Origin of the sequence: Actinoplanes sp. NPDC049668 (genome assembly GCF_044465445.1) — a bacterium.
Taxonomy (GTDB): Bacteria; Actinomycetota; Actinomycetes; order Mycobacteriales; family Micromonosporaceae; genus Actinoplanes.
Window position 1 is genome coordinate 83,283 of the sequence record NZ_JBITLR010000013.1, and the last position, 21,246, is coordinate 104,528.

A 21,246-nucleotide genomic window follows, 5' to 3' on the forward strand; every position below is an offset into this window, starting at 1 on the left:
GCTAGCGCTCCGCCTGCGCGGCGATGACCTCGCGGGCGAGCTGGCGGTAGTTGCGGGCGCCCGACGACGCCGGGTCCAGGCTGGTGATCGGCGCGCCGGCCACCGTGGACTCCGGGAACTTCACCGTCTTGGTGATGACCGTCTGGTAGACCTTGTCGCCGAACGCCTCGACGACCCGCTGCAGCACCTGACGGCAGTGCGTGGTGCGGCTGTCGTACATGGTCGCCAGGATGCCCTCGAGCTCGAGGTCGAAGTTGAGCCGCTCGCGGACCTTGTCGATCGTGTCGAGCAGCAGGGCGACGCCGCGCAGGCTGAAGAACTCGCACTCGAGCGGGATCAGCACGCCGTGCGCGATGGTCAGCGCGTTGATCGCCAGCAGGCCCAGCGAGGGCTGGCAGTCGATCAGGATGAAGTCGTACTCCTTGCGCACGGTGCGCAACACCCGCGCCAGGGCCATCTCCCGGGCGACCTCGTTGACCAGCTGGATCTCGGCCGCGGACAGGTCGATGTTGGCCGGCAGCAGGTGCAGCCCGGCGACGTCCGTCTTGATGATGACGTCCTCGGCGGTGACGTCGTCCTGCATCAGCAGGTTGTAGACGCTCAGGTCGAGGTTGTGCGGGTTGACGCCGAGGCCGACCGAGCAGGCGCCCTGCGGGTCGAAGTCGACGAGCAGCACCTTGCGGCCGTACTCGGCCAGGGCCGCGCCCAGGTTGATGGTCGTCGTGGTCTTGCCGACGCCACCCTTCTGGTTGGCGAGCGCGATGATCCGCGCCGGGCCGTGCCGGTCGGTCGGCATCGGCTCGGGGATCGGCCTGCGCATCGTGTAGGCCGTCGGGTCGGCTGGGCCGAGGTCGGCACCGAGATCCATGGAGCTCTGCTGGTCGCGCAGGGCCGAAGTCCACGCCTCGGCGCGGTCATGGTTCCCGCTCATTTCCCTGCCCCCTCTCGACCCGCAGCCGGAGCCGATGCCCGACTGTACGCCAAAGAGGCCGCCCCGCCGGGGTCAGCCGTCCGGCGTGTCGCGTCTACTCACGCACACCGTTCAACGAGCGCGCGGGTGGGAGGTCGCGTACACCTCGCGAAGTCGGTCCACTGTCACCAGCGTGTAGACCTGAGTGGTCGTCACCGAGGCGTGCCCGAGCAACTCCTGCACGACCCGGACGTCCGCGCCGCCGTCGAGCAGATGCGTGGCGTACGAGTGCCGCAGCGTGTGCGGCGACACCGCGTGCGGGCCCTCGACGGGCAGCCCGGCGCTGCGCGCCGCGCGGTGCAGGATGGTCCAGGCGCTCTGCCGCGACAGCGGCCCGCCGCGGGCGTTGAGGAACACCGCCGGCGTGCCGCGGCCGGCGGCGGCCAGCGCGGGCCGGACCTGGACCAGGTAAGCCTCCAGCGCCTCCCGGGCGTAGCGGCCGATCGGCACGAACCGGGTGCGCCCGCCCTTGCCGTGCAGGGTGACCGTCGGCTCGTCGTCGAGGGCCAGGTCGTCGACGGCCAGCCCGACCGCCTCGGAGATCCGCGCGCCGGTGCCGTACAGGAATTCCAGCAGGGCCCGGTCGCGCGGCGGGACGGCGACGGCGAGCAGGCGGGCGACCTGGTCGACGTCGAGTGCCTTGGGCAGGCGCCGCGGCGGCGCGGGCGGCTTCACCTCGCGGCTCACGTCGTGCGCGACGATGCCCTCGCGGGCGGCGAAGCGGTGCAGGCCGCGCACGGCGCTCACCGCCCGGGCCGCCGACGCGGCCGACAGCGCCGGGTGCTCCGGGTCGCCCTCGCGCAGCCGCGCGAGGTGCCCGGCGACCTCGGCCGCGGTGACGTCGGCGAGATCGCCGACGCCGGCCGCGGCCAGGGTCTCGAGATATCGGTCCAGGTCCCGCCGGTACGAGGCCAGGGTGTTACGGGACAGGCCGCGCTCGACCGTGAGGTGATCGAGGTAGGTCCGCACGGCCTGCCGCAACGCCAGTGAACCTAAATCGCGATTTTGCATGGGTTTTCCGCCGCGGGCAGGCTCAGCTGAGCACCTCGGACAGGGTGTAGGCGTGCATGCCGTGGGCCTCGGCGACCGGGCCGTAGGTGACGTGCCCGCCGTGGGTGTTCAGGCCCAGCGCCAGCGCCGGGTCGGCCAGGACCGCCTCGCGCCAGCCCCGGTTCGCCAGCTCCAGCGCGTACGGCAGGGTCACGTTGGTCAGGGCGTAGGTGCTGGTGTGCGGCACCGCACCGGGCATGTTCGCCACGCAGTAGAACATCGACTCGTGCACCCGGTAGACCGGGTCCGCGTGCGTGGTCGGCCGCGAGTCCTCGAAGCAGCCGCCCTGGTCGATGGCGATGTCGACGAGCACGCTGCCCGGCTTCATCCGCGACACGAGGTCGTTGGAGATCAGGTTCGGCGCCTTCGCGCCGGGCACCAGGACCGCGCCGATCACCAGGTCGGCGTCGATGACGGCCCGCTCGATCTCGTACGCGTTCGACGCGATCGTCTGCAGGTGCCCGCGGTAGTCGGCGTCGGCCGCGCGGAGCCGGGCGATGTTCTTGTCGAGCACCAGCACCTCGGCCTGCATGCCCAGCGCGATCGCCGCCGCGTTCATGCCCGAGACGCCGGCGCCGATTACGACGACCTTGGCCTGGTACACGCCGGGGACGCCGCCCATGAGCACGCCGCGGCCGCCGCCGGAGCGCATCAGGTGGTACGAGCCGACCTGCGGCGCGAGCCGCCCGGCGACCTCGGACATCGGGGCGAGCAGCGGCAGGCTGCGGTCCGGCAGCTCGACGGTCTCGTAGGCGATACCGGTGACCTTGCGGTCGATGAGCGCGTCGGTGCACTCCTTCGACGCCGCGAGGTGCAGGTAGGTGAAGAGCACCTGGCCCTCACGCATGCGGCCGTACTCCTCGGCGATCGGCTCCTTGACCTTGAGGATCAGGTCGCCGGCGGCCCAGACGTCGTCGGGGCCCGCCAGGATCGTGGCGCCCGCGGCGGCGAAGTCCGCGTCGGCGATCGAGGAACCGGCGCCCGCGCCGGCCTGCACGAAGACCTCGTGGCCCGCCCGGTTCAGCTCGAAGACCCCGGCGGGGGTGATCGCTACTCGGAACTCGTTGTTCTTGACTTCGCTCGGAATGCCGACCTTCACGAGTCGACACCGTCCTTTCCGGGAGAGACGTCGATGGCTCATACCCGAGACGGGCTGCTTCGCAGAATACCGTCCCACCAGTTGGAAGATACTGCCGATGCGCGGCCCGAAGATCAAGAAGTGGACCGCCGCCGCTGATGTGGCACACAACACCCGGTGGCCGGCACGTCCCCGGTTCGGGGCCGTGCCGGCACGCTCAGATCGGCGGGGTGCCGGCCGGGCGCAGCGTCGCCCAGCCGTCGTCGCGGGCCCGGGCGGCGGCGAGCAGCCCGCCGGCCGCGGCCGCGTTGGTGATCTCGCCGCGCAGCACCATGGCGACGGCCTCGTCGAGGTCGTACCAGGCGATCTCGATGTCGGCCTCCTCGTCGTACCGCTCGTGGAGCTGCTCCGGCGGCACCGGCGACAGCTCCCGGGCCAGGAATACCCGGACCGTCTCGGCGCTGAAACCCGGCGAGGTGTGCAGGTCGATGAGCAGGTCGAAGCGGGCCGCGACGAGGTCGGCCTCCTCCGCCAGCTCGCGCGCGGCGGTGAGCGCCAGGTCCTCGCCCGCGACGTCGCGCAGGCCCGCGGGCAGCTCCCAGAGCTTGGTGCCCAGCGGGTGCCGGTACTGCCGGATCAGCACGACCCGGCCGAGGTCGTCGACGGCGACGACCACGACGGCGTTCTTGTTGACCACGACGTCACGCTTGGCGACCCGCCCGCCGGGCATGGTCACCTCGTCCGTGTGGACCGTGAAGATCGGCCCGGAGTACCGCTCGGTGCGGGAGACGACCTCGTGCGCGAACGAGGTCATGACGCCGCGACCGCCGCCTTGACGGCGTGGTTCGGCTCCGCGACCTCGACCGGCAGCTCGTCGGCGGCCGCGTACTCCACGGCGGCGTGCACGAACGCCGCGAACAGCGGGTGCGCCCGGGTCGGCCGGCTCTTGAGCTCCGGGTGCGCCTGGGTGGCCACGAAGAACGGGTGCTGCTCGCGGTCCAGCTCGATGAACTCCACCAGCCGCCCGTCCGGCGAGGTGCCGGAGAACCGCAGGCCGGCCTTGCTCAGCCGGTCCCGGTAGGCGTTGTTGACCTCGTAGCGGTGGCGGTGCCGCTCGGAGATCTCGTGGCTGCCGTACGCCTCCGCGACCAGCGAGCCCTGCGCCAGCGCCGCCGGGTACGCACCCAGGCGCATGGTGCCGCCCAGGTCGCCCTTGCCCGCGACGATGTCCTGCTGGTCGGCCATCGTCGAGATGACCGGGTGCGCGGCGCGCTCGTCGAACTCCAGCGAGTTGGCGCCCTCGAGCCCGGCCAGGTTGCGCGCGGCGTCGATCGTCATGCACTGCAGGCCGAGGCAGAGCCCCAGGATCGGGATCGCGTTCTCCCGGGCGTACCGGGAAGTGTTGATCTTGCCCTCGATCCCGCGGATGCCGAAGCCGCCGGGGATGACGATGCCGTCGACGCCCTTCAGGGCGGAGGCGGCGCCGGCCGCGGTGTCGCAGTCGTCGCTGGGCACCCAGCGCAGCTGCACGCGGGCGTGGTTGGCGAAGCCGGCCGCCCGGATCGCCTCACTCACCGACAGGTACGCGTCCGGCAGGTCGACGTACTTGCCGACCAGCGCGACGGTGATCGTGCGGCGCGGGTGGTGCACCCGCTCGAGCAGGTCGTCCCAGGTCGACCAGTCCACGTCCCGGAACGACAGGCCCAGCCGGCGCACCACGTACGCGTCCAGGCCCTCGCGGTGCAGCACCTTGGGGATGTCGTAGATGCTCGGCGCGTCCGGCGCCGCGACGACGGCCTCGCGGTCCACGTCGCAGTAGAGCGAGAGCTTGACCTTGAGCTTCTCCGGGATCTCCCGGTCGCTGCGGCAGACCAGCGCGTCCGGCTGGATACCGATGTTGCGCAGCGTGGCGACCGAGTGCTGGGTCGGCTTGGTCTTCAGCTCGCCCGACGGCGCCAGGTACGGCACCAGCGAGACGTGCAGGTAGAAGACGTGGTCCCGGCCGATCTCGTGGCGCACCTGGCGGATCGCCTCGAGGAACGGCAGCGACTCCATGTCGCCGACGGTGCCGCCGACCTCGGTGATGACCACGTCCGGCGTGCGGCCGAACTCGTCGGGAGCGGCCATCGCGAAGATGCGCTCCTTGATCTCGTTGGTCACGTGCGGGATGACCTGCACGGTGTCGCCGAGGTACTCGCCGCGGCGCTCCTTGGCGATGACGGCCGAGTAGATCTGGCCGGTGGTGACGTTGGCCTTCGCCGACAGTGCCCGGTCCAGGAACCGCTCGTAGTGGCCCACGTCGAGGTCCGTCTCGGCGCCGTCCTCGGTCACGAAGACCTCGCCGTGCTGGAACGGGTTCATCGTGCCGGGGTCGACGTTCAGATAGGGGTCCAGCTTCTGCATGACGACCCGCAGTCCGCGCGCGGTCAGCAGATTGCCGAGGCTGGAGGCGGTGAGGCCCTTGCCCAGCGAGGAGGCGACGCCTCCGGTGACGAAGATGTGCCGCGTCTCGCGAACTGTTGCTGCCAAGGCCTGCTCCCGTGGTCGGTCAGATGCGATCGTGCAGACCGGCGCTCAACCCAACGCGTTGATCGCGCCATCCACGGGATTCCACGGTAACACCATCGCCGCCGGCCGGGCGTCCGGGCTGGTCGCCGCGCGTGTCCGGGTCACCCACCGCGGACGGTCACGCCCTCCGAGTCGGATTTATCCGTACGCGCGGGCGCCCGCCGGCGGGTCCGGACCGGGATCCGGCGCATGGAGAGGCCGGGTCCGCCCGGTCCGTCGGTACCGCCCTCCGGCCGGGTGCGGTCGGCCGCGTGCTCCAGCACCCGCAGCGTCGTCAGCACGGCCAGCGGCACGGCGACGGCCGCCGCGGCGCCCGCCACGGCGAACGCCGCGCCGCCGAGCACCCCGGCGATCAGCGTCGCCACGGCCGTGCCGGCCAGCGCCGCGCGCAGCGCCGGATGCAGGCCGAAGACCCGGTTGAGGCCGCCCCAGGGCGAGAAACGGCAGAAGGCGAGCATCAGCACGCCGACGAGCGCCAGCAGCGTCAGCGGGCTGTCCAGGGCGTGCGCGTTGGAGGTCGCCGCGCGCTGGATCGCCGGGCCGGCCGTGCCGTCGCCGAGCGCGGTCAGCGCGCGGCCCAGGCTGCCCTGCTCGTGCTCGGGCCGGCGCAGGTCCAGCACGGCGAAGCCGATGGTCACCGCCAGCCCGGCGACGGCAGCCCAGGCGAAGCGCGGGAAGGTCAGCCAGCCGCCGGTGCTGATCGCGGCGGCCACGCACACCCCGGCGGTCACCGCGATCGCGCCGACCGGGTCCGCGCCCAGGTACGGGCTGCCGACCACGACGACGCCGAAGCCGCCGATCAGCACCACCACGACGGGCCGCCACGGGCGGCGCACCGCCTGGGCGAGGCAGCCCGCGACGCCCAGGATGCCGGCGACGAAGATGCCCAGGCCGACGCTGCCGACGCCGGAGTAGCGCGCGCCCTCCAGCGCCGAGTAGCCGGCAACGCCGTTGAGCTGCAGCTGCGCGCCGGTCAGCAGGTCGAAACCGATCACGGCCGCGGAGACGGCCGAGACCAGCCCCATCGGCCACAGCGTGCGCGGGTAGCGCGGCACGAAGCGCACCGCGGCGGTGCCCGCCGCGACCAGGGCGAGCGTCAGCAGGGCGAAGACCGGACCGGGATGGTCGGTGCGCCACCACGGCGACGCGTCGGCGAGCAGCGCGGCCGGGATGGCCAGGGCCACGGCGATCAGCAGCACCTCGACGGCGAGCCCGCGCCACCTCGGCGCCGCGGCCGGGCCGGTCGGCCCGGCATGCCGCCGCGCCCGGATCATCAACGGCACGACCAGCAGGAACACCGCCAGCTGTACGGCGGCCAGCACGGTGAAGAACGTGCCGGCGATGCCCAGCTGGGCCCCCGCGCGCCGGTCCGCGTTGTGCACGCCGAGCACCGCGTCGGCCGGATCCCGGGGACGCCCGGGCGCCGAGAACGCGCTGTGCCCGCTGAACAGCCGCTCGGGTTCCGGCCGGCCCAGCGAGGTGAGCACGGTCGGCGCGAGGTCGACCAGCTGCACGTAGCCGTCGCGGCCGGTGCCGGCCGAGGTCAGCCAGCCGCCCCGCCAGCCCGGCCCCTCGGCGATCGCCACGTGCAGCCGCGAGGTGTTGTCGGTGTCCGAGACGCCCGCGACCATCACCACCGAGCGCTCCGGCCGCGCGGCCACGACCCGAGCCAGCGTCGCGTCCGCCTGGGCGACCAGCGCCTCCCGCTCGGCACCGGTGCCGGTGATGGTGCCGAGGTCCACCATGCTGAGCACGCAGAGCGACAACAGAGTCCGCGGGTCCGGCGGCAGCGACTCCTCGTAGCGGTCCACCCGGCCGAACGGGCGGGCCGCCGCGATCGCCGCGCCCGGCCCGACCGCGACCGTGCACCGCAGCGACTCGGCCAGCGCGCCCGGCACCGCGCCGTACGGCTGATTGTCCTGGTTCTCCCGCACCACGCCGCCGAGCTGGGACAGGTTCGCGCCGATGCCGTCCGGCTGCTCCAGCGCCGGGGCGGCCGCCGGGCACTGAGCGTCGATGCGCTGGTCGTTCCAGATCGCGTGGTTGCCGGCGCCGAGGGTGAGCCAGCCGTCCGCGGGGCAGGTCGTGTGGTGCGCGGAGCGCACGGAGAGCCAGCCGATCGAGCCGATGGTCGCCTGGCGCCACAGCGCGGGGGTGCGCTTCGGGTCGAGGTCCTCCCAGCGCAGGCCGGCGGCGCCCGCGACGATGACGTAGTCGGCGGTGTCCTGCGGCGCCCCGGTGGCCGGGCGCACCGCCAGGCCGGCGATGCTGGCGCCGGCGGCGAGCACGATCAGCGCGTACGGCAGCCAGGTGCGGCCGCCGCGCACCCGCGACGGCGGCGCGGAGTCGGGTCGCGGCCCGCGGCGCAGGCTGCGCCAGGCCCGGCCGGGCCAGCGGGCCGGCCGCCACCGCGCCACCGCGGGCGCCTCCGGGCCGGGTTGGGCGGGTGTCGCCTCGCTCATCCCTGGCCCGCCCGGGCGGCGGCGGTCACCGACGCGTAGGCGGCGAGCACGTCCGCGACGGTGTCGTCCTCGGTCGGCCAGGTCGCCGCCTGCCGGGGACCGCGGGCGGCGTAGTCGGCCAGCCGCTCCGGGTCGGCGAGCAGGCCGCGCACGGCGGTGTCGAGCGCGTCGACGTCGCCCGGCGCGATCAGCAGCGCGGCGTCGCCGACCAGCCCCGGCAGCCCGCCGACGGCCGTGCTGACCAGCGGCACCCCGGCGCGCAGCGCCTCCTGTGCGAACAGCTGCCGGGCCTCCCAGTCGCTGGTGATCACGGCCAGGTCGGCGCCGGCCAGCAGGTCCGGCACGTCGCGGCGGTGCCCGAGCAGGTAGAACTTCGCGTGCAGCTCCGAGGCCCGCTGTGCCAGCACCATGTAGCTCGGCCCGGAGCCCGCCACCACGACCACCGGCGCGGGCTTGAGGCCACGCCAGCGCGCGGCGGCCTCGAGCAGCACGTCGTAGCGCTTCTGCGGATGCAGCCGGCCGACGGCGAGGATCAGCGGGGTGCCCGGCGGCACCCGGAACTCGGCGCGCACGGCGGCCCGGGTGCGCCGGGCCGGGGCGAGCACGGGCGCGGACACCGCGCCGAGGCGGGCGGTGCGGGCGCCCAGCGAGACGGCGCGCTGGACCAGGTCCTCGGACGCGCCGAGGGTGAGCGTCGCGGCCCGGGCCACGATCCGCTCGACCAGCGCGGAGGCCTGGCCGCGCAGGCCGCGGGCGAGCACCGCGTTGTGCCAGGTGACCACGAGCGGCGGGGCGGGGCGGGCGAGCGAGGCGACGAACGCGGCGCGCAGCCCGTGCGCGTGCACGACGTCGACGTCGCGGCCGGCCAGGGCCCGGCGCAGCGACCGGACCGCGCCGGAGTCCTGCGGGCCGGGGCTCGCCGGGATCTCCACCGAGAAGAACTCCGCGCCGGCGGCGGAGAAGCCGAACAGCTCGTCGGTGGCGACCGGGCCGCAGACCATCACCCGGCAGCCGGCGGCGACCAGGCCGCGCACCAGCGAGGCGACATGCTGACCGACGCCGCCGGTGCTGGAGCCCAGCACCAGGGCCACCGAGCCGTGCCACGGCTGCGCTGTGTCGGTCACGTCGGTTCCTTCCCGTCCGGCGCCGAACTCCGGCGGATCCGTGCCATCGCCTTGGCGACCAGGGGCCGCAGGTCGTGGCGGTCCAGCGGGTAGGTGACCGCGACGAAGACGGCCAACACCACGACACCGCCCAGCATGCCCGAGAGCACGCTCACCCACCCTGCCGGGGTCGGGCCGTAGGCGTGCCGCAGTCCCTCGACGACACCCCAGCCGGCCAGCCCGGCGACGACGGCCGCAACGATACCCACGCCGGTCGCGCGCGGCAGCCCTGCGAGCGCCGCGGCACCGGCGCGGCGGCGTACCGCAGCGACCAGCAACACCCCGAGGGTGAGCATGCCCACACTGTTGGCCAGGCTCAGCGCCAGCACCCGGTCGACGCCGGGCAGGAGGCCGGCCAGCGCCAGGGCGGCGCCGGCGGCCACCGCCCAGCCCGCCGCGGTCGCCGCCGCGGCCGCCGCGGTCGCTCCGCGCGCGTAGAGGGCCCGGGAGAGGAGCGCGAACAGCGCGAAGCCGAGCAGGCCCGGCGCGAACCCGGCGATGCCCGGCGCGGCCTGCGGCGTGCCGAGCAGCCGCGCCACCGGCCCGGCGAGCGCGAACAGGGCCGCGGCGCCGAGGCAGGCCAGCAGCACCACGGTCCGGGCGGTGCCGGCCAGCGCCGCGCGGTAGCCGTCCTCGTCGCCACGCTCGGCCGTCGCGGCCAATGTCGGATATGCGGCAGTTGCCAGCGGCACGGCCAGCACCGCCCACGGCAGTAGATACAGCGCCTGCGCCAGGTTGAAGGTGGTGAAGTCACCCTTGCCGGCCGCCAGTAGCAGCACCACGACGATCATGACCTGCTGGGAGCCGACGGTGACCGCGCCCGCCCAGCCGAGCCGGACGACCTGGCGGCCGGCGTCGCCCGGGAAGCGCAGCGCCGGGCGCAGCCGCAGGCGCAGGCCGCGCAGCGGGATCAGCAGGCACAGGCTGAGCGCGACCACGCCCAGCGTGGTGCCCAGCGACAGGGCGAGCTCGCCGCCGGTGCTCAGCCCGCGCAGGTCGCTGCCCCGGCCGTCGACCAGCGCGTACGTCAGGTAGGCGCCCATCACGACGACGCTGGACAGCAGCGGGGCGATGACCGGCCAGGCGAAGCGGTGGTGTGCCTGCAGCACCCCGGCGAACACGATGCCGACCCCGTACAGGGGCAGCTGGGGCGCGAAGACCCGCAGCATCCGGGCGCCGACCTCGTGGGCCTCCGGCGGCATGTTCGGCAGCAGTCCGACGATGTGCCCGGCGAACAGCGCCACCGCGATCGCCAGCGGAACCATCAGCAGCAGCGTCCAGGTCAACAGGGCGGACGTGACGGCGTTGACCCGGCCCCGGTCCCCCACCGCCACCGCGCCCGCCAGCAGCGGCACCACCAGGCTGGCCAGCGCGCCGCCGGCGACCAGCTCGAAGACGATGTTCGGGACCGTGTTGGCGGCGCTGTAGAGGTCGCCGAGCGTGTTGGCCTCGACCGTGCCGATGAAGACGACCGTGCGGCCGAAGCCCGCGATCCGGGCGAGCACGGTCAGCCCGGCGATCAGCGCGGCCGCGCCGGCGATGCGCCCGGCGCCGAAACGCTTCGCGGTCCCGGCGAGGTCCTGGTCCGGTCCGCTCGTCATTCCGCCGGCCGGCGGCCCAGCGCGTCCAGCTCGCGCAGCCACGGCGTGTCCTGGATGACCTTGGTGAAGCTGACCTTCTCGCTGGCGGCGGTGAGCCCGGCCAGCACGGTCAGCGCGAGCGCGCGCCCGGCGGGGCCGGTCCGGGCGGCCAGTGCCACGCCGAGCAGCGCGCCGAGCGCGTTGGCGCCCGAGTCGCCGAGCATGATCTCCTCGCCCAGGTCAGCCGGCAGCAGCGCCGCGCCCGCGCCGAGCGTGCCGGCGGCGACGCCGGCGCCGCGGCCCACCGCGAGCGGGGTGCCGATCAGCGTGCCCGCCTTCAGCGCGCGCCCGGGGCGCAGGTCCAGCAGGTTGATCAGGTTGGCCGTGCCGGCGATGACGCCCGCGCCGAGCAGCACGTCGGTCGTGCGCCGCACGACGCCGCCCCGGCGGCGGCCGCGGTGTGCGCGCACGCCCGGGTCGCGCGCGAGCAGCGCTGCGGCGGCGAGCCCGGCGGCGCCGAGCCCGGCGATCTTGATCATCCCGCTGGTGACCCGGCCCTCGCGCAGCGCGCCGAGGTGCCCGGCGAAGCCCTTCGCGGACTTCTGCTCGGGCCGGTTGCCGACCACGTCGTCGTAGAAGCCGACCGCGCCGGAGGTGGTGCCCGCGGTGAGCACGGCCGCGGCGACCGCGGCGCTCGGCGCGCCGGCGGCCGCGGCGACGGTGGCGCCCGCGGCCAGCGCGGGGCCACCCGCGAGGGTGACGGTGCGGCCGTGGAAGTTGGTCCGCTCCAGCTGGGCGGCGCGCGGATCGCTACGGATCCAGGCCAGGGTGGCGCGGGCCACCAGGGCACCGATCCCGAACGACTTCACGACCCGAGTGGCCATTGGTGTGAACTCCCGCCTCGCCGGGCCGCACCCCTGCGCGACCGACCGCCCAGTCTAGGCGGTCCCGGCTCGGCCGCACGGACGCGCCGCCCGCCGGTCAGGCTGCGGGTCAGGCCGGGGCCTTGGGCACCAGCGACGTGGCGCCCGCCGACAGGCCGTAGTGGCCGACCTTGCCGGCCACCACCCGCTCCACCACCGTCAGCGCGGTCGCCAGCTGGCCCTGCTCGGTGCTCACGTTGTCGACCGTCGAGATGCCCTTGACCAGGGTCGGGTCGGCGCGGACCTCGGCGACCAGGTTGCCGTCGCCGATGCCGTTGCCGCCGACGACCAGCGGCCGGTCCTTGGCGAACTGGGTCGTGAACGTCACCGCGTTCTGATTCTTCTTCGCGGCGTCGCGGTCGACCGGCGGCAGGCCCGAGACCACGACGGTGGCCTCCGCGCCCGGCGCCACGTCGTCGGAGACCGCGATGTAGCCCGGCTCGGTGTACGCCGTGAGCACCGCCGTCAGGTCCGCGGGCGTCACCGGGATCGGCCGCTGCAGCAGCGCGACGGCCAGCAGCGCGCTGGAGGTCTCCACGCCGTCGCTGTTGAGCGGCAGCCCCTCAGCGGGCACGGTCGGCTGCGAGGCCTTGTCGGCCAGCTTCAGCAGCTCGTAGGCGTTCGCCGGGTCGAAGAACTTGTCCTGCACGGTGACCGTGCCGGTGATCCGGGCGCCGGCGGCGTTGAGCATCGCGGTGACGCCCTCGGCGTAGTCCTGGCCGCTGGGCATCACCATCACCAGGATCTTGCGCCCGGCGAGCTTGCCGCCCAGCAGCGCGGGCGAGACCTCGGTGGCGAAGTCCTGCGCCTTGTTGAGCTCCTCGCGGTACTGGTTCGCCTGCTCGCGGTAGTTGCTGTTGTCCTTGCTCAGCGCGTCGACGCGGTCCTTGAGGGTGTCGGCGACCGGCCCGTTGAGCGCGGCCGTGCCGACCACCAGCCCGATGGCCAGGGCAAGGAAGACCGCGGTGAGGGACACCACGTGGTACCGGAAGTTGATCACGCCAAAAGCCTCTTGGTCACTCGCGGATTAGAAGAGCTGCCCTAATTGGAAGACCAGATTGTCCCACCACTCGGACACCACGGAGAGATAGGCCTTGCCGACCGTGGAAACCGCGACCGCCGAGGCCATCGCCGCGATCGCGGAGAGCACGAGCAGCAGCAGGGACGAGCCGGAGATGTTCTGCTTGTAGAGCCGGCTCACACCCTTGGCGTCGACCAGCTTGCCGCCGACCTTGAGCCGGGTCAGGAACGTCGAGGCCATGCCGCCGCGGCCCTTGTCCAGGAACTCGACCAGGTTGGCGTGCGTGCCGACGGCGACAATCAGCGTGGCGCCCTTGTCGTCGGCCAGCAGCATGGCCAGATCCTCGCTGGTCGCCGCCGCCGGGAACGTCACCGCGGGCACCCCGAGCCCGTGCACCCGGTCCAGCCCGGGCGCCCGCCCGTCCGGGTACGCGTGCACGATGATCTCGGCGCCGCAGCGCAGCACGTCGTCGGTGACCGAGTCCATGTCGCCGATGATGATGTCCGGCGTGTAGCCGGTCTCGACCAGCGCGTCGGCGCCGCCGTCGACGCCGATCAGCACCGGCTTGAACTCGCGGATGTAGGGCCGCAGCACGTCCAGGTCGGCCTTGTAGTCGTAGCCGCGCACGACGATGAGCGCGTGCCGGCCGGAGATCTGCGTCTGCACGTCCGGCACGCCGACGCCGTCGAGCAGCAGGTCGCGCTCCTGCTTGAGGTAGTCCATGGTGTTGGCGGCGAACGCCTCGAGCTGCACGGACAGGCCCTCGCGGGCGTCGGCCATCGCGGCGGCGACGGTCTGGGTGTCCTGCGCGATGCCGCTGGCGACCGGCTCGCCGTCCAGCAGCACAGTGTCCCCGTCGATGCTGACCAGGGCGCCCTCGCTGATCCGGTCGAAGACCTCGTCGCCCAGGTCGTCGACGAGCACGATGCCGGCCTGGATCAGCACCTCGGGTCCGAGGTTGGGGTAGCGCCCGGAGATCGAGGGCTTGACGTTGAGCACGGCGGCGACGCCGACGGCGACCAGCGAGTCGGCGGCGACCCGGTCGATGTCGACGTGGTCGATGATCGCGATGTCACCCGGGCGCAGCCGTCCAACCAGGCGCTTGGTCCGGCGGTCGAGTCGGGCGGTGCCGGAGACAGTTCCCGGTTCGACGCTCCGGGTCCGGCGCAAGGTGGGAAGTCGCATCCCGGCCATCCTGACATGCCATTTCATGCATCACCCACGCGACATGCACAAGGTCACCGACAAAAGCGACAAACAGCCGTCACTCTGCGCAGTATTCACCGTTCACGGGCCCGGTCAGCCGCGCTTTTCCCGGTCGGCGACCGCCAGCAGCTCCTCGGCGTGCGCGATGCCCAGGTCCGAGTCCGGCAGGCCGGCCAGCATCCGGGCCAGCTCCCGCGCCCGCTCGGTCTCCTCGACGATGCGCACCCCGCTGGTGGTGATCGCCCCGCCGGTGTCCTTCGCGACGACCAGGTGCCGGTCGGCGAACGCGGCCACCTGCGGCAGGTGGGTGACGACGAGCACCTGGTGGGTGCGGGCGAGCCGGGCCAGCCGCCGGCCGATCTCCACCGCGGCCTGCCCGCCCACGCCGGCGTCGACCTCGTCGAACACCAGCGTCGGCGGCCCGCCGGCCCCGGCGAACACCACCTCTATGGCCAGCATGACCCGGGACAGCTCGCCGCCGGAGGCGCCCTTCTGCAGCGGCAGCGCCGGCGCGCCCGGGTGTGCGATCAGCCGCAGCTCGATCTCGTCCGCGCCGTCGGGCCCGACCGCGAGCTCGCCGCCGTCGACGGTCACCGTCGGCTCGTCGCGTCCGGCGGCCCGCGGCAGCACGGCGATCGCGACCCGGGAGTGCGGCATGGCCAGCCCGGTCAGCTCGACGCTGACCTGCTCGGCGAACCGCCCGGCGGCCTCCGCCCGGGCCGCGGTCAGCCGCCCGGCCAGCTCGCCGACGGTCGCCGCGATGCGCAGCCGCTCCCGGTCCAGCTCCTCGAGCAGCTCGTCGGAGCTGTCCAGCGCGGCCAGCCTGGTCCGCGCGTTCTCCGCCCAGGCGATGACGCCCTCGACGTCGTCGGCGTACTTGCGGGTGAGCGCCCGCAGCGCCGCCCGCCGCTCGTAGATGACCTCGAGCCGGGCCGGGTCGGCGTCCAGCGCGCTCAGGTAGGCCGACAGCTCCGCGGAGACGTCGCCGACCAGCGTGGCGGCCTCCTCGATCCGGGCCGCCAGCTCGCTGAGCGCCGGGTCGACGGCGGCCTGCGCCTCGAGGGTGCGCCGCGCGGTGCCCAGCAGCACTGTCGCGTCCGGCGTCTCCTCGGCGGCCTCGACGCCGCCGGCGAGCGCCTGCGCGGCGATCGTGGCGGCCGCGCGCAGCCCCTCGGCGTGCTCGAGGCGCTGCACCTCGGCGCGCAGGTCGTCGTCCTCGCCCGGCTGCGGGTCCACCCGGCTGATCTCGTCGAGCCCGAGGGTCAGCAGGTCGGCCTCCTGGCTGCGCTCGCGCGCGTGCCGGCGCCGGTCGGCGAGATCCTCGACGACGGCGCGCCAGCGGGTGAACGCCTCCCGGTAGGTCTCCAGCAGCTTCTCGTGCTCGGCGCCGGCGAAGCGGTCCAGCGCGGCGCGCTGCTCGGACGGGCGCAGCAGGCGCAGCTGGTCGGACTGGCCGTGCACGGCCACCACCTGCTCGCCGACCTCGCCCAGCATCGACACCGGCATGCCGCGCCCGCCGACGTGCGCCCGCGAGCGGCCCTCGATGGTCACCGTGCGGCTGAGCAGCACCGTGCCGTCGTCGTCCAGCTCGCCGCCGGCCTCGGTGATGCGCGTCTGCACGGCGTCGCCGAGCGGGCCGGTCAGCCGCAGCCGGCCCTCGACCACCGCCCGGCCGGGATCCGCGCGGACCCGGCCGGCGTCGGCCCGGCCGCCGAACAACAGCCCGAGCCCGGTCACCACCATGGTCTTGCCGGCGCCGGTCTCACCGGTGATGGCATTCATGCCCGTGGTCAGTCGCAGTGTCGTGTCATCGATGACGCCAAGCCCGGTGATGCGCAGTTCCTCCAGCACAGGCCGAAGGGTATCGGTGCACACCGACAATTGCCCACCGCCCCCGCGCCGCGTCTAGCGTCGGTTGCCCCGCCAGCCGTCGACCGGCAGCCCGAACTTGGCCACCAGCGTGTCGGTGAACGGCCGCGGCGCGAGCCGGACCAGCCGCACCGGCAGCTCACCACGCTGGACCGTGACCTGCGCGCCCGGCGGCAGGTCCCAGGTGCGCCGGCCGTCGCAGCAGAGCACCGCGAACGACGTGTACGGGTCGACGGTCAGCACGAACCGCGACGTCGGCGCGGTGACGATCGGCCTGCTGAACAGGGCGTGCGCGCTGATCGGCACGAGCAGCAGCGCCTCGACCTCGGGCCACACCACCGGGCCGCCGGCCGAGAACGCGTACGCCGTCGAGCCGGTCGGCGTGGCGCACACGACGCCGTCGCAGCCGTACCGCGACAGCGGCCGCCCGTCCACGTCGACGAGCAGCTCGAGCATCTGCGCCCGCTGACCCTTCTCGACGCTGACCTCGTTGAGCGCCCACGAGTCGGCGATCAGCCGGCCGTCGTACTCGGCGCGCACGTCGAGGGTGAGCCGCTCGTCGACCGTGTAGTCGCCGGCGACGATGTCGCGCACCGTCTGGTCGATGTTGGTCAGCTCGGCCTCGGCCAGGAAGCCGACCTTGCCGAGGTTGATGCCGAGCAGCGGCGCCTTCGCCGGTCGGGCCAGCTCGGCCGCGCGCAGGAACGTGCCGTCGCCGCCGAGCGCGAAGACGATCTCCACGCCCTCCGCGGCCGTCGGGTCGTCGACCGGCGTGACGCCGGCGGGCAGCTCGAGGTCGGCGACCTCCGGCGCGAGCACCCGTACCTCAAAACCGGCCGCGACCAGGTCGCGGGCGACGGTCTGGGCATGCTGAGTGCTCTGCCGGCGACCGGTATGTGTCACCAGCAACGCGGACCGCGTCACGAATCCTCCAGCGGGGCAGGGACCGACTGCGATGCCGGCCCGGCGGAGGCTACAGGCCCGGACGGGCCGGCGGCGACCACGGTGTGCACGCGGGCCTCGTCGGCCGGCGGGGCGTCCCGGCGGAACCACAGGAAGAACTCCACGTTGCCGCTCGGACCGGGCAGCGGGCTCGCCGCGACACCGGCGACGCCCAGGCCCAGCTCGGCGCCGGCCGCGGCGACGTCGAGGACCGCCTCGGCGCGCAGCAGCGGGTCGCGCACGACGCCGCCGGAGCCGACCCGCTCCCTGCCGACCTCGAACTGCGGCTTGACCATCAGCGCCAGATCACCGTCGGCGACGGTGCAGGCGGCCAGCGCGGGCAGCACCAGGCGCAGCGAGATGAACGACAGGTCGGCGACGGTCAGGTCGACCGGTCCGTCCAGCACGTCCGGATGCAGGATGCGCACATTGCTGCGGTCCATGACGATGACCCGCTCGTCGGTACGCAACGACCAGGCCAGCTGGCCGTAACCGACGTCCACGGCGTAGACGCGGGCGGCGCCCGCGCGCAGCAGCACGTCGGTGAAGCCGCCGGTGGACGCGCCGGCGTCCAGGCAGCGCCGGCCCGCGACCGCGAGCCCGGTGAAGGCGGCGAGCGCCCCGGCGAGCTTGTGGCTGCCCCGGGACACGTACTCGTCGGCCGGATCGTCGCCGGTCACGACGACCGGGTCCGCCGGGTCGATCATGGTGGCAACCTTCTGCGCCACGGTGCCACGGACCTGGACCCGGCCGGCCGCGACGAGCGCGGCGGCCTGGTCCCGGGACCGGGCCAGCTTGCGACGAACCAATTCCGCGTCGAGACGCGCACGGCGGGCCATCGGATCCAAACTTTTCGGGTACGGGGTCAGCGGTCGATGCTAGCCAGCGTCTCCTGGAGCACCTGATGCGCGGCCTCGTACTCGGCGATCTGGTCGGCGGGCGCGAGCGTGGCGGCGTTGGCCAGCGACCGCAGCACCGCGTCGACGGCGGGGTGCCCGGTGCCCTGCCCGCCCTCGCCGCGCTCGGCGCCGGCCACCGGCTGAGCGTCGTCGTACCCGTGCGCGGTCTGCTCCGGGCGGTGTGCCGGCGCCTGGTGCTGCGGCGGCGGTCCCGGGCGGAAGCCGCCGGGCGGCGGCCCGGGACGCGGGCTCGCGGGCGGCTGCTGGTTCGGGTAGGTCACGGCGTTGCCTCCGGCGCGGCGGAATCGGTGGTCTTCGGCGCGGCCTTCTTGGCGGCCGTCTTCTTCGCCGCGGTCTTCTTGGCGGCGGTCTTCTTGGCGACCGGCGGGAGCGACGTGGCGGCCGCGGCCTCCTTCACCGGCGCGGTCGGCGCGGCGGCGGTCCCGGCCGGGGTGCCGATCCCGCCCGACGGCGGCGCATCCGACGGGCCTGCCGGCGGCACCGACCCGGCGGGGCCTGCCTCTACACCGACCGCCTCGCCCGGACCAACCTTGGTCGGCGCGGCCTTGGCCGCCTTGCCCGGCGCCGCCTTACCCGGAGCGGCCTTGGCGGAAGCCGTCTTAGCGGGAGCGGCCTTGACCGGAGCGGCCTTGGCGGGAGCTGACTTGGCGGGAGCTGACTTGGCGGGAGCTGACTTCGCCGGCGCGGCCTTGACAGGGGCTGTCTTCGCCAGCGCGGCCTTGACAGGGGCTGTCTTCGCCGGCGCGGCCTTAGCGGGGGCAGGGGCGGTGTCGGTGTCGGCGGCCTTGGCGGGGGCCGCCTGCTTGGGCGCCGCGCGCGTCGGGGTGACCGGCGCACCCGCGGCCGGCATCGCGTTCGGGGTCGCCTTGACCGCCTTCTTCGCGACCGCCTTCTTCGCCACGGCCTTCTTGGCCGGCGGCACGATCACGGCCGGCTCGCCGTTCTGCGCCGCCCGCGACCTGGCGTCACGCAGCTGCCGCTCCAGGTCGCGCACCCGGTCGGTCAGGTCGGAGACCTCGTCGGCCGTCGCCAGCCCCACCAGCCCCAGCGCGCGGTCCACCTCGTAGCGCACGATGTTGGTCAGCGCCTCGCGGTTGGCCACGCCCGTCGACAACAGGTCCTCGACCAGGCCCTGCAGCTGCGCGGCCGTCGCGCCGCCACGGTTCACGAGGTCGCCCGCGACCCGCTGGGCCTTCTTGCGCGGCGCCTCGGTCAGTCCGAGCGCCAGCTCGAGATACGCCCGCCATGCGTCCTGCATGTCAACTCCCCTCCGACTCCGCCACGCCGTTGCGCTGCTGCCACGCTACCGGGCCGGACCGCGGGCGTGCTGCGGTACCGTGCGGTGCGTCAAGGTGTCGCGGAGGAGGTCGGGGAATTGGCCAGCGTGGACGAGTGCCGGCAGGCATTACATGATCTTGCGGCCCGGCTGGACGCGAGCGCGGAGACCCGCGGCCGGCTCGATCTCGACCGCACGCTCGCCTGCCGGATCCCGGACCTGGAGACCGCGTTCCACGCCCGGCTCGACGGCGGCCGCCTGGTCGACATCGCCGACGGCGACGACCCCAAGGCGAAGATCGCCCTGACCGCCGACAGCGACGAGCTGATCGCGCTGGTGACCGGCCGGCTCGACGTCACCAAGGCGATCGCGTCGCGCCAGGTCTCGATCAAGGCCAACCCGTTCGACCTGCTGAAGCTGCGCAAACTCCTCTGACATACGTCCAGCGACGTAGGCACCGGGCCGCGCTGGGGCGGACGCCGCCGGGCCGCTCCGCCACGACGATGGGACCATGACAGCTCCCGTCGAGACCCGGCGCCTGACCAAGCGGTACGGCGCGGTGACCGCCGTCGACGCCCTGGACCTGACCGTCCGCGCGGGCGAGGTGTACGGCTTCCTCGGGCCCAACGGCGCCGGCAAGACCACCACCCTGCGCATGCTGCTCGGCCTCGTCCGGCCCACCTCGGGGCAGGTGCGCCTGTTCGGCGCCCCGCCCGGGCGCCTCGACGGGGTCGGCGCGCTGATCGAGGGCCCGGCCTTCTACCCGTACCTGAGCGGTCGCGACAACCTGCGCGTGCTGGCCCGCCACGCCGGCGTGCCGTCCGCCCGGATCGCGGCCGTGCTCGACCAGGTCGAGCTGACCGGCCGGGCCGGCGACCGGTACGCCACCTACTCGCTGGGCATGAAGCAGCGGCTCGGCGTGGCCGCCGCCCTGCTGAAGGACCCGCGCCTGGTCGTGCTCGACGAGCCGACCAACGGCCTCGACCCGGCGGGGATGGCGGACATGCGCCTGCTGGTGCGGCGCCTCGGCGCGGCCGGCTGCACCGTGCTGCTCTCCAGCCACCTGATGACCGAGGTGCAGGAGCTCTGCGACCGGGTCGGTGTCATCGCCGACGGCCGGCTGGTGGCCGAGAGCACGGTCGCCGAGCTGCGCGGCGAACGCACGCTGCGGCTGGTCGCCGCTCCCCTGGACGCCGCCGCGGCCCGGGCCCGCGACCTGCTCGGCGCCGACGCCGTCCGGGTCACCGGCGACGGCCTGGACCTCGCGGTCCCGCCGGACCGCGCGGCCGAGGTGAACGCGGCGCTGGTCGGCGCGGGCATCGCCGTCAGCGAGCTGCGCGCCTGCGAACGCAGCCTGGAGCAGGCCTTCTTCGCCCTGACCGGAGGCGGCAGGCGATGACTGACCACATCCGCGCGGAAACGCTCAAGCTGGTGCGCCGGCCCGCGACCTGGGCGCTGCTGGCGATCGCGCTCACCCTGAGCGTCACCTTCACCTACCTGATCCCGTACGCGGGGTACGCGGGCGGCACCGGCGGACCGCGCGCCGACCGCGGCCTGGACGCCCTGCTGCCCGACCGGCTGGTCGGCAACTCGATCGGCGGCCTGCCGGTCTTCCTCGGCGCGCTGATGCTGATCCCCGGCGTGCTCGCGGCCGGCGGCGAGTACGCCTGGGGCACCTGGAAGACCGTGCTGACCCAGGACCCGGACCGCCTGCGGGTGTACGCCGCCAAGCTGGTGACCCTCTGCCTGGCCGCGCTCGCCGGGGTGGTCGCCGTCTTCGCCGCCGGCGCGCCGGCGAGCCTGCTCGTCGCGCTCGCCGAGGACCGGCCGGTCGACTGGCCCGGCGTGGCCGACCTGGCCGGCGGCGTCGGCGCCGGCTGGCTGATCGCGGCGATGTGGACGGTGCTCGGCGCCCTGCTCGGCATCGCGCTGCGCGGCGTCGCGCTGCCGGTCGGCCTCGGCCTGGTCTGGCTGCTCGCGGTGCAGAACCTGCTCGCCCTGATCGCCGCGCCGCTGCTGGACTGGGTGGCGCGGGCGCAGAAGGCCCTGCCCGGCCCGAACGCCGGTTCCCTGGTCGCGGCGCTCGGCGCCGGCACGGACACGCCGGGCGTCGCGGCGCTCGTCGGCGGCGGGCAGGCGGCCGCGGTCGTGGCCGGGTACCTGCTGGCGTTCGCCGCGCTGGGCGGCGCGCTGCTGCGCCGCCGTGACATCCTGTGAA

The 21,246-nt window shown here is 74.3% G+C and carries 18 protein-coding genes and 2 pseudogenes; 4 read left to right on the top strand and 16 right to left on the bottom strand.

Features of this window, described 5'->3' with window-relative positions; genetic code table 11:
• Window position 1: 1 nt before the first annotated feature.
• The 15 genes from ACIBSW_RS39845 to ACIBSW_RS39915 all read right to left on the bottom strand — a co-directional run bounded on the left by ACIBSW_RS39845 (window position 2) and on the right by ACIBSW_RS39915 (window position 18,012).
• Complete coding sequence (locus ACIBSW_RS39845; RefSeq protein ID WP_354721389.1) at window positions 2-931, bottom strand: AAA family ATPase; 930 nt, start codon at window positions 929-931, stop codon at window positions 2-4.
• A 111-nt stretch (window positions 932-1,042) separates the two neighbouring features.
• The gene (locus tag ACIBSW_RS39850; protein WP_354721391.1) at window positions 1,043-1,981 is read right to left on the bottom strand and encodes a site-specific tyrosine recombinase XerD; all 939 of its coding nucleotides are present in this window, start codon (window positions 1,979-1,981) and stop codon (window positions 1,043-1,045) included.
• Window positions 1,982-2,003: 22 nt separating this feature from the next.
• Window positions 2,004-3,119, bottom strand: coding sequence for an alanine dehydrogenase (gene ald, locus ACIBSW_RS39855; protein ID WP_354721393.1), 1,116 nt, complete (start codon window positions 3,117-3,119; stop codon window positions 2,004-2,006).
• 196 nt (window positions 3,120-3,315) lie between these two features.
• Complete coding sequence (locus tag ACIBSW_RS39860; RefSeq protein ID WP_354721395.1) at window positions 3,316-3,912, bottom strand: NUDIX hydrolase; 597 nt, start codon at window positions 3,910-3,912, stop codon at window positions 3,316-3,318.
• Window positions 3,909-5,627, bottom strand: a complete 1,719-nt coding sequence (locus ACIBSW_RS39865; RefSeq protein ID WP_354721397.1) for a CTP synthase — start codon at window positions 5,625-5,627, stop codon at window positions 3,909-3,911. Before ACIBSW_RS39865 ends, ACIBSW_RS39860 begins: the two co-directional genes overlap by 4 nt.
• Window positions 5,628-5,767: 140 nt before the next feature.
• Window positions 5,768-8,128 carry a hypothetical protein gene (locus ACIBSW_RS39870; RefSeq protein WP_404799608.1) on the bottom strand — a complete coding sequence of 787 codons (2,361 nt, stop codon included), beginning with the start codon at window positions 8,126-8,128 and terminating at the stop codon, window positions 5,768-5,770.
• Window positions 8,125-9,252 (bottom strand): glycosyltransferase family 4 protein, encoded by a 1,128-nt coding sequence (locus ACIBSW_RS39875; protein ID WP_354727838.1) that lies wholly within the window; start codon window positions 9,250-9,252, stop codon window positions 8,125-8,127. Before ACIBSW_RS39875 ends, ACIBSW_RS39870 begins: the two co-directional genes overlap by 4 nt.
• Window positions 9,249-10,892: a lipid II flippase MurJ gene (murJ, locus tag ACIBSW_RS39880; RefSeq protein ID WP_354727840.1), complete on the bottom strand. Its 1,644-nt coding sequence runs from the start codon at window positions 10,890-10,892 to the stop codon at window positions 9,249-9,251. The genes ACIBSW_RS39875 and murJ overlap by 4 nt, the downstream gene beginning before the upstream one ends.
• The gene (locus tag ACIBSW_RS39885; RefSeq protein ID WP_354727842.1) at window positions 10,889-11,755 is read right to left on the bottom strand and encodes a hypothetical protein; all 867 of its coding nucleotides are present in this window, start codon (window positions 11,753-11,755) and stop codon (window positions 10,889-10,891) included. Before ACIBSW_RS39885 ends, murJ begins: the two co-directional genes overlap by 4 nt.
• Before the next feature lie 109 nt (window positions 11,756-11,864).
• A complete protein-coding gene (locus tag ACIBSW_RS39890; RefSeq protein WP_354727844.1) occupies window positions 11,865-12,794 on the bottom strand; it encodes a copper transporter in 930 nt (309 codons plus the stop codon).
• 27 nt (window positions 12,795-12,821) lie between these two features.
• Window positions 12,822-14,000, bottom strand: a complete 1,179-nt coding sequence (steA, locus tag ACIBSW_RS39895; protein ID WP_354727846.1) for a putative cytokinetic ring protein SteA — start codon at window positions 13,998-14,000, stop codon at window positions 12,822-12,824.
• A 114-nt stretch (window positions 14,001-14,114) separates the two neighbouring features.
• A complete protein-coding gene (gene recN / locus ACIBSW_RS39900) occupies window positions 14,115-15,872 on the bottom strand; it encodes a DNA repair protein RecN (protein ID WP_354727848.1) in 1,758 nt (585 codons plus the stop codon).
• A gap of 54 nt (window positions 15,873-15,926) precedes the next feature.
• The gene (locus ACIBSW_RS39905; protein ID WP_354727850.1) at window positions 15,927-16,814 is read right to left on the bottom strand and encodes an NAD kinase; all 888 of its coding nucleotides are present in this window, start codon (window positions 16,812-16,814) and stop codon (window positions 15,927-15,929) included.
• Entirely contained in the window at window positions 16,811-17,671 is an 861-nt protein-coding gene (locus tag ACIBSW_RS39910) for a TlyA family RNA methyltransferase (RefSeq protein ID WP_354727852.1), read from the bottom strand. The genes ACIBSW_RS39905 and ACIBSW_RS39910 overlap by 4 nt, the downstream gene beginning before the upstream one ends.
• 26 nt (window positions 17,672-17,697) lie before the next feature.
• Window positions 17,698-18,012 carry a hypothetical protein gene (locus tag ACIBSW_RS39915; RefSeq protein ID WP_354727854.1) on the bottom strand — a complete coding sequence of 105 codons (315 nt, stop codon included), beginning with the start codon at window positions 18,010-18,012 and terminating at the stop codon, window positions 17,698-17,700.
• A gap of 171 nt (window positions 18,013-18,183) precedes the next feature.
• On the opposite strand from ACIBSW_RS39915, the pseudogene ACIBSW_RS39920 reads away from it, so the two are divergent.
• Window positions 18,184-18,462 (top strand): annotated as a pseudogene (locus ACIBSW_RS39920) (pentapeptide repeat-containing protein); the annotation flags it as partial.
• Here ACIBSW_RS39920 and ACIBSW_RS39925 read toward each other — a convergent pair.
• Window positions 18,345-19,010, bottom strand: a pseudogene (locus ACIBSW_RS39925) (phasin family protein); the annotation flags it as partial. The pseudogenes ACIBSW_RS39920 and ACIBSW_RS39925 overlap by 118 nt on opposite strands.
• A gap of 117 nt (window positions 19,011-19,127) precedes the next feature.
• Here ACIBSW_RS39925 and ACIBSW_RS39930 point away from each other — a divergent pair.
• The 3 genes from ACIBSW_RS39930 to ACIBSW_RS39940 all read left to right on the top strand — a co-directional run bounded on the left by ACIBSW_RS39930 (window position 19,128) and on the right by ACIBSW_RS39940 (window position 21,245).
• Window positions 19,128-19,463 carry an SCP2 sterol-binding domain-containing protein gene (locus tag ACIBSW_RS39930; RefSeq protein WP_354727856.1) on the top strand — a complete coding sequence of 112 codons (336 nt, stop codon included), beginning with the start codon at window positions 19,128-19,130 and terminating at the stop codon, window positions 19,461-19,463.
• A gap of 76 nt (window positions 19,464-19,539) precedes the next feature.
• Complete coding sequence (locus tag ACIBSW_RS39935) at window positions 19,540-20,427, top strand: ABC transporter ATP-binding protein (protein WP_354727858.1); 888 nt, start codon at window positions 19,540-19,542, stop codon at window positions 20,425-20,427.
• Entirely contained in the window at window positions 20,424-21,245 is an 822-nt protein-coding gene (locus ACIBSW_RS39940) for an ABC transporter permease (RefSeq protein WP_354727860.1), read from the top strand. The genes ACIBSW_RS39935 and ACIBSW_RS39940 overlap by 4 nt, the downstream gene beginning before the upstream one ends.
• Window position 21,246 lies beyond the last annotated feature (1 nt).